Source organism: Staphylococcus sp. EG-SA-2, from assembly GCF_017152085.1.
The window spans coordinates 1-2,770 of the sequence record NZ_JACYHC010000595.1 but is presented as its reverse complement, the minus strand read 5'-3'; the positions used below and the strand labels follow the sequence as shown (position 1 = coordinate 2,770).

Here is a 2,770-nt window from a genome sequence, read left to right as displayed (position 1 = left end):
TATTGTTAATCGACACAATGGTACGATTATTAATATTTTTGATGATATGTCAGAAAAAGATAAAGAAGAATTTGAAGCATTTAAAAAGAGAAGCCCTAAATACAACCCAGGTATGAGTGATCATGATAAAACAGATGGTGAGTCAGAAGACATTCAACATCATGACAATGATAATAACAAAGCCATTCAAAATGATACACCAGATCAAAAAGCCGTTGATAAAAACGATAAAAATGCTGTTAATAAAGAAGAAAAACATGATAACCATGCAAAAAATTCAGCAGAAACTAAAGTTAAATAAGGGTATACTTTGATTAATTGTAATTTTTAGGAGAAAAACTATGATAACATTTGAGAATATACAACAACTTGAAAAATACACCTTAATGACTATGCATGGTCTTTTTAATCAACTTAAACTCGGTATTATTTCAATCGACAATGCAGAGCATACCCTCTTTACACCTTATATGATGGAATCACTCTCTTCCCTAGGTGTGAAACCAGACATTATCGATTTAATTCACAAAGGGACAGAGTTAGAAGACTTTGCAGCATTTAATTTATCAATTGAAGATACAGTTACAGTCTGTTTACAAAGAACTGAAGAACTATTAAATCAATACAAAAATGTGGAATTCAATGACAAAATATTAATCAATTGGCGTATTATACAAGAGTAATAGACATATAAAAGTCGAATGTAACTACGTGAGTACTGATTTTATTCTTTGTAAATTACAAGCATTTCATATCATAAAGTTTGAAAAGAGGTATATTGAAGTGGAGAAAAACGAATATACAGCTAAATATAATGAATATAGTCAATTATTAGACGCTACTTACTCGCAAGCTGTAGCATACCTTTTAAATAAATATGGCGCTGTAACCGATGATTATTATAAGGAAAAATCATACACGCGATTTTTAAATGGAGAAATCAAAAGTATTTCAAAAGGAAAATACACTAGAGCTAGCGAAGGATTATATTGTCATCACATAAGCGAAGACAAATTCCAAAACTTATCTGACCTAAGATTCATTTCCGAATTTAAGTACTCATACAACGTTCAAAAGAAAGAAAACTTAGTGTACTGTGATCTAATCGAGCATTTAATTTTACATGCAATTATTACAAAAGAATCCAATGGCCAATTTGGTGTGGCTGGATTATGTCAAATGATCAAACCAACAGTCATTGATTGGTACATTAGCGAATATACTCCAAAACCAGCATGGATGCAAGCCACCAAAGCACGTGCCTATTTGCCTAGAATATTAGTAGAGAAACTACTCATTAAAATTGACGATATGTTAGAAGGAATAGAAATATATGATTTCCTTGAGTCTAGATAAATGATTAATGGAGATTTATTTTTTGCTGTTGAGATTTTGTTATAGATGTTTAAACCTGTAATTAAATATATTTTATAAAATAGACCACGCATACCTATCTATAAACGGACAATGTTTATAAATGAGTTTGCATGGTCTTGAATTGTATTAAATTTCTTTTGGTTTTAATAGTTCACTTAGTGGTATGTCAACATTTTTTAGACAGTTTTCATGTGTATATTTTTAAATGCCACTGGCGTCAAATACTGTAATGAAGAATGTGGTCTAAAATTGTTGTACCAATTTACATAATCAAATAATTCTGTTTCTAACTGTTCTAAGTTTTCAAATTGCATTTGTTTTACAAATTCTGTTTTCATTGCTTTCATCGTTGCTTCCGCAACTGCGTTATCATAAGGACAACCTTTGGTACTTAATGAACGTTTTATTTTAAATGTTTCTAGGACTTCATCTATCAAATGATTATCAAATTCTTTGTCTCTATCAGTGTGGAATAGTTTGATTTGTTCAAGATTATGATTTATTCTGCTGATTGCTTTTGATACTAAATTGGCGTCCTTATTTTTACCTGCACTGTAACCAACAATTTCTCTATTAAATAGATCTATAAATAAACATATGTAATGCCATGTTCCTCCGACTTTTACATATGTCAAATCACTTACTAATGTCTCCATTGGTTGTTCTCTATTAAAAGCGCGATTCAAATGATTTTTAATTCGTTTTTCATTAGTTTCTATTTGATGATTTTTGTATTTAGCTTTCATATAAACAGAAACTAGATTTTTTCATAATCGACCTATCTTTTGTCCAGATACAGTGAGACCCTTGTCATTTAAATGATTTTTAATTCGTCTTGTACTAAAGACTTTTCTATTAGAATTAAAAATATTTATGGCGGCACGTTCTACGTTTGAATCATCTTTAGTGATTTTATTATCTTTTCTTTTTATAGAATCATAATAGGTACTTCTTGGTATTTTTAGGACTTTACACATTGCTGGTACTGAATATTGATGTGCATTCTTTTGAATGACTTCTATTTTTGCCCCATAATCAGCTCTTTTTCTTCATCTGTTAAGTTATCTTGGTGATTGAATGTACCCTTGTTTTGATGTTACTTTATCCATTTTCCTAACGTCAAAGGTGTTAAATCATACTCGCGTATAATTTCATTTCTTGGCTTACCATTTTCATATAATCTAACCATTTATAACTTAAACTCTGAACTAAATGTTCTTCTTTCTTAAATTAACAAAATCTACTCTCATAGAATTTGTCCAATTAGATGATATAATAGTAGAGTCGCCTATCTCTCAGGCGTCAATTTAGACGCAGAGAGGAGGTGTATAAGGTGATGCTTATTTTCGTTCACATCATAGCACCAGTCATCAGTGGCTGTGCCATTGCGTTT

Annotated in this window: 3 protein-coding genes and 2 pseudogenes; 4 read left to right on the top strand and 1 reads right to left on the bottom strand. The window is 30.4% G+C overall.

Features of this window, described 5'->3' with window-relative positions; genetic code table 11:
- The 3 genes and pseudogenes from IDG60_RS10550 to IDG60_RS10540 form a co-directional block, all read left to right on the top strand.
- Window positions 1–301 (top strand): annotated as a pseudogene (locus IDG60_RS10550) (hypothetical protein); the annotation flags it as partial.
- 40 nt (window positions 302–341) lie between these two features.
- Window positions 342–683: a DUF3969 family protein gene (locus tag IDG60_RS10545; protein ID WP_000627540.1), complete on the top strand. Its 342-nt coding sequence runs from the start codon at window positions 342–344 to the stop codon at window positions 681–683.
- Between the two features lie 100 nt (window positions 684–783).
- Window positions 784–1,356 carry an SAV1803-related protein gene (locus tag IDG60_RS10540; protein ID WP_000414216.1) on the top strand — a complete coding sequence of 191 codons (573 nt, stop codon included), beginning with the start codon at window positions 784–786 and terminating at the stop codon, window positions 1,354–1,356.
- 197 nt (window positions 1,357–1,553) lie between these two features.
- On the opposite strand, the pseudogene IDG60_RS10535 reads toward IDG60_RS10540, so the two are convergent.
- Window positions 1,554–2,566: pseudogene (locus IDG60_RS10535) on the bottom strand (IS3 family transposase).
- Window positions 2,567–2,710: 144 nt separating this feature from the next.
- Here IDG60_RS10535 and IDG60_RS10530 point away from each other — a divergent pair.
- Window positions 2,711–2,770: type I toxin-antitoxin system Fst family toxin (locus IDG60_RS10530; RefSeq protein ID WP_206160675.1), on the top strand; the 60-nt coding region annotated here is incomplete at its 3' end.

Excerpts from the sequence above, each read along its gene's own strand:
- IDG60_RS10545 (WP_000627540.1), top strand. The coding sequence starts at position 342 with ATGATAACATTTGAGAATATACAACAACTTGAAAAATACACCTTAATG.